We start from the raw sequence: 4,552 nt of genomic DNA on the forward strand, positions 1-4,552 counted from the left end.
CCTCTCTTTCCTGTGATGATAATTGGCTCATGGGATGATGATGTCTGATCAATAAGCCTGTAGAGATTTGAACGGGCTTCTGTTACCGATAATATTCTCATATATACCTCCTTGTATCTTAAACCAATATAATTATACGGCATGCCGTACGCTTTGTCAAGGTGGTAGTTTTGAGACAGAGCGCGGTGCTGACCGGCGCTGTGACCCCCACTAATCCGGTGACACCTTACCTATTTTCCTTCGACCTGGCTTCTTTGGCCTGAGCCGTCTGTCTAAAATAGTCTCCAATTGCTTTACAAAAGTCGTTTTTCCCAACGGTCGGCCGTTACGTTCATGCTTTCTGAACAATTCGATTTCAGATTCCTTAATATCCGAAGATAAAAAATCATCCCAGGAGGTTTTGACAATCTCAAGCAAGGGTCTTGTTTTGACAAGAACGTCATCCTTTTCATTCATATGCGCCCCGGCGCTACTCCATTTCCAATCCTCAGGACGTTTTACAAGACCGGCACGGACCGGGTTATACTCGATATACCGCGTGCATGCCGGCAAGTAATTTTCTTCCATGATAAATGATGCAAAACGCCCCTGCCATAAATGACCGCGCCAGCCTTCCCTGAAATTGATCATTCTCGTATATCGCCGGTATGCTTCCCCGACGGCCAGATTTAATCCATCCTTGGTTTCATCATGCAGATCCCTGTGAATCTACTGATTTTAGACATGGTCATGGCCCCTCTCCATTTCCGGACTTGAGACCTACAAACGGATCAAAAAAATCCGACCGTCCCGGAAAGCCATTCTTGCAAGTGGACATTCGGAATCAGAAGATGTATTAAAAGCCCTGTCTATAGGAGCAGGAGCCTTTGTTAAAAAACCCTATACCATATTGGATATGAGGATTGCCATAAAAAAGGAACTTAACAGATGATGGATATTTTAAAAACAAAAGCGGATATGCAGGCCTGGTCTGCTGCAAAAAAAAGAGAGGGAAAGACCATCAGTTTTGTACCCACCATGGGATACCTTCACAAAGGACATGTTTCGCTGCTTGACATAGGCAAGCCTTTGAGTGATGAGCTGGTCCTGAGCATTTTTGTCAATCCCACCCAGTTTGCCCCCAATGAAGACCTGGACGCCTATCCCAGCAATATTCGCAATGACCTGGATCTGGCACAGCAGGCAGGCGTAACAGCTGTTTTCCTTCCGGATAAAAACGAAATGTACGGGCCAAACTACCAGACCCGTGTCTCTCTGGACCATCTTCCCCAGTACCTGTGCGGCCGGTCCCGCCCTGTCCATTTCGGGGGAGTGGCCACGGTGGTGACCAAACTGTTCAACATTGTCATGCCTGATGTGGCGGTTTTCGGGAAAAAAGACTTCCAGCAGCTTGCCATCATCAGACAGATGGTGAAGGACCTGGATTTCAATATCCAGATCATCGGCGGGGAGATCATCAGGGAAGAAGACGGGTTGGCCATGAGCTCCAGAAATGCCTATCTTACGCCGGAGCAGCGTACTTCCGCGGTCTGCCTTTCCAAAGCCATCAACCTTTTAAAACAAAGGGTTGCCAAGGGCATCCGGTCTGTTCCGGATCTTGTCAGGGAGATGGAAGCCTTTATACTCTCATTTGAGCACACCCGGATTGATTACATTGAATTGTGCAATCCCCGGACCCTTGAGCCGGTGGAAACCGTCCAGGCAGAAACCCTTGTGGCCCTGGCCGTACAGGTGGGAAAATCAAGGCTGATTGACAATGCCCTGATTGAAGCGCCCTGATCTTTTTTACACCGGCGGTTTCACCACGACAATCACCCGGCACTCCTTTAAAAAGATGTGGCGCTCGCTCTCCCTGTCCAGGGTTTTGGCGTCTGCCATGCTCATCACAATGGCGCCGGTTTTGTCCCCGGTTTTTCTTAATGCCTTGACCACCAGGGGATTTGAACCGGTTCTGGCAGACGCAAGGGCCTGGTCCATGTCGCACAGATAGGCGCAGACCCCGTTTTGAACGGCAAATTCCCGACTTATAAAAACAGAGGAATAGATTTCCCTGCCCTGTTCACTGACAATGGTGGGATAAAGTAAGGGCTCAAAATTTAACATTCTTGCATCCACAATCAGTCCGGTATATGGCTTGGCAGCGGCTGAAGGCGTCTTGTCAACCGGTTCAGCCAACCCCTGCTTCAGTTCGCTGATCTTGGGAATCTCCCGGATGTGATCCGGAAGCACCAGTTGAAGAAATCGGCCATAGGATGTGGCCTCCACCCAAACTTCCACATCCAGGGCAGATGTATACAGTTGACCGCAAACCCGGGCATCCTGGGCAACCTTCTCAATCCCGGCAAGAATGGCATCATGGGTTGATGCGTATTCCCCAACCGTGAGATCCCCTGAAATTTTGATCTGCTTGAGAATGGCAATCAGGTTCCGGGTGGCACAAGCTCTGGCAGACCCAGGCATGGCCACAGCCTTGCCTTCGGCATTGATTTCGGGAGATGCATGGCCTGTGGCCGTAAAAAGGCCGGTTGTCCAGTCTATGTGCCCGTTTTCAAGGGATTGAAGACAATTGGGGAAGGCTTTTGCCGTAAACATTGTCATGCCCAAAACAAAGACCCCTAAAATAAGGATTTGATGGGGTTTCATCCGTTAAGCGCTCTCGCCTGATGGGGAGACTTTCTGGAAAATGAAGCAAGAAAATGGTGTTCAAGCAAATCAGCAATTGATTTTATATCCTCTAACCCAAAACAGTTTTTTTTTTCGGGCCGGATATCCGTATCTGTCACAAAAGCAACAAGATTAGGGTCTTCAAGACATAAAGGTGCTTCATGGGGGCTATTTTTCCTGAACACCTCAATTTTGGGAAGAGACAATGTCTTGAATCCTTCAGCAAGAATAAGGTCCGTATCACCCAGATAGTGAAAAAATTTCTCTTCGTCCGGACGGGTATCCTCTTTTACCAGGGCCACCTTTGTATCCGTCACAATAAGAGAGGCAACAGCACCGGCATTTTTATGCCGCCAGCTGTCCTTTCCCTTTTTGTCAAAATTTAAATTATGATGGGTATGTTTCACAGATCCCACACGAAACCCGCGTGCGCTGAGCTCTCTGATCAACTTTTCCATCAACGTGGTTTTCCCTGAGTTGGATTTGCCGACAATTAAAACAACCCGAGGCGTTTTTTTACTGTTCATATACACAGCCTTGAATGTTTTTTATTCTTGAACCATGGATTAAATACGGCTAAGGTATAAGATGCACATGTAAAAAAGTCAAGAAAAGGAGGATATTATGGATTTATCTTATATTTGCGTTAATCATAATTGCTCGTTCCCGGGGGCAAATCCCTTTGAAGTGACATTCAAATCAGAATCCATCATGGATGAAAATAATGTTGCAAGCCTGTTCTGCCCTTTTTGTCGAAGTGAACTCATGCTGGTACGGGTTCCGGATGTATTCCCGGAAAAATTACCAAAGGACAACACAATATAGCACAGTTGAATCAAACCGAATGTGTTTGGGCTCGGCCTGAAAACCAATTCTTTAATATCGGGAACTGCTGTTTTGCTGTGGCCTTCACTCGCCATTTTCGCTAAAGATTTCCATTGGGAAAAAGGTTTTCTTAAAGAAGAAAAAAGCGCATGCGATATAAACCCCATAACAGGAGAACTACCATGGCTATGACCGCTATTGAGGCAGTTAAAAAGCTCGCCCCTGACGCAAAACAGAATTACCTGGATGCTATCCGGAACGGTGACGCGTTGTTCCAGCAGCACGGCATCACCACGCCGTTGCGCATGGCGCATTTTCTGGCACAGGCCCTTCACGAAACCGGTGGATTCAGGATACTCAGAGAGAATATGAACTATTCGGCTGAACGGATGGTCGAGATCTTCGGGGTCGGCCGGCACAGTGCGGCAGTGACCCAAGCGGAGGCGGAGTCTCTGGCGTGCAAACCAGAACAGATTGCCGAGCGGGTCTATGGCCTTGGCAACCCCAGGAAGGCACGGGAGCTGGGCAATACCCGGCCCGGCGATGGCTTTCGTTACCGTGGAAACGGCGTCCTGCAGACCACTGGGCGCGGCGGCCACAAACGGATAGGACAAGCGGTCGGCGTCGATTTCGAAAACCACCCTGAGCTGGTGACCGATCCCGAGCACGCACTCAAGCCCGCGCTCCAGGAATGGACCGAAGGCAATTTGAACGCAGAAGCCGATCGCAATAACATCAATCAGATCACCCGCCGGATCAATGGCGGGTTCAATGGCCTATCAGACCGCAAGCGTTTGTTTAACAAAATCTTTCCTCTTCTATATGAAGGCAGCCAAGCGGTCGATCCGGATTTGGCCGGGTTGGAAGACCCCGACGTGAAGCGGCTGCAAGAGGCGCTCAACGACCTTGGGGCCGATCCCAGGCTCGTTGTGGACGGTCGTATGGGCCCCAAGACGCGCATGGCCATTCGTGCTTTCCAGGCGGTGGCCGGCATCGGAGTCGACGGCATTGCCGGACCCGTCACCGAGGCCGCAATCGAACTACGACTCTCTACCCTGCGTGG

8 protein-coding genes are annotated in these 4,552 nt (G+C 49.4%); 4 read left to right on the top strand and 4 right to left on the bottom strand.

Going from position 1 to position 4,552, the window contains the following annotated elements; all coding sequences use genetic code 11:
* Both AB7U36_RS19035 and AB7U36_RS19040 read right to left on the bottom strand, forming a co-directional pair.
* On the bottom strand, nt 1-143 hold a 143-nt coding region (locus AB7U36_RS19035; protein ID WP_428161234.1), incomplete at its 3' end, for a type II toxin-antitoxin system Phd/YefM family antitoxin.
* Between the two features lie 67 nt (nt 144-210).
* Nucleotides 211-567 (bottom strand): hypothetical protein, encoded by a 357-nt coding sequence (locus AB7U36_RS19040; protein WP_428161232.1) that lies wholly within the window; start codon nt 565-567, stop codon nt 211-213.
* A 175-nt stretch (nt 568-742) separates the two neighbouring features.
* Between AB7U36_RS19040 and AB7U36_RS19045 the strand changes: the two genes are divergently transcribed.
* The gene (locus tag AB7U36_RS19045) at nt 743-931 is read left to right on the top strand and encodes a response regulator (protein ID WP_428161235.1); all 189 of its coding nucleotides are present in this window, start codon (nt 743-745) and stop codon (nt 929-931) included.
* A complete protein-coding gene (panC, locus tag AB7U36_RS19050; protein ID WP_428159000.1) occupies nt 931-1,779 on the top strand; it encodes a pantoate--beta-alanine ligase in 849 nt (282 codons plus the stop codon). Before AB7U36_RS19045 ends, panC begins: the two co-directional genes overlap by 1 nt.
* Before the next feature lie 6 nt (nt 1,780-1,785).
* On the opposite strand, the gene AB7U36_RS19055 is transcribed toward panC, so the two are convergent.
* Both AB7U36_RS19055 and mobB read right to left on the bottom strand, forming a co-directional pair.
* Nucleotides 1,786-2,643: a hypothetical protein gene (locus AB7U36_RS19055; protein ID WP_428158998.1), complete on the bottom strand. Its 858-nt coding sequence runs from the start codon at nt 2,641-2,643 to the stop codon at nt 1,786-1,788.
* Nucleotides 2,640-3,191 carry a molybdopterin-guanine dinucleotide biosynthesis protein B gene (gene mobB, locus AB7U36_RS19060; RefSeq protein WP_428158997.1) on the bottom strand — a complete coding sequence of 184 codons (552 nt, stop codon included), beginning with the start codon at nt 3,189-3,191 and terminating at the stop codon, nt 2,640-2,642. Before mobB ends, AB7U36_RS19055 begins: the two co-directional genes overlap by 4 nt.
* A 97-nt stretch (nt 3,192-3,288) precedes the next feature.
* Here mobB and AB7U36_RS19065 point away from each other — a divergent pair, with 97 nt between their 5' ends.
* Both AB7U36_RS19065 and AB7U36_RS19070 read left to right on the top strand, forming a co-directional pair.
* Nucleotides 3,289-3,489, top strand: a complete 201-nt coding sequence (locus AB7U36_RS19065; RefSeq protein ID WP_004070962.1) for a hypothetical protein — start codon at nt 3,289-3,291, stop codon at nt 3,487-3,489.
* Nucleotides 3,490-3,671: 182 nt separating this feature from the next.
* Nucleotides 3,672-4,552 (top strand): peptidoglycan-binding protein (locus AB7U36_RS19070; RefSeq protein ID WP_428161233.1); only part of this gene is annotated, 881 nt, incomplete at its 3' end.

Source organism: Desulfobacter sp. (genome assembly GCF_050177295.1).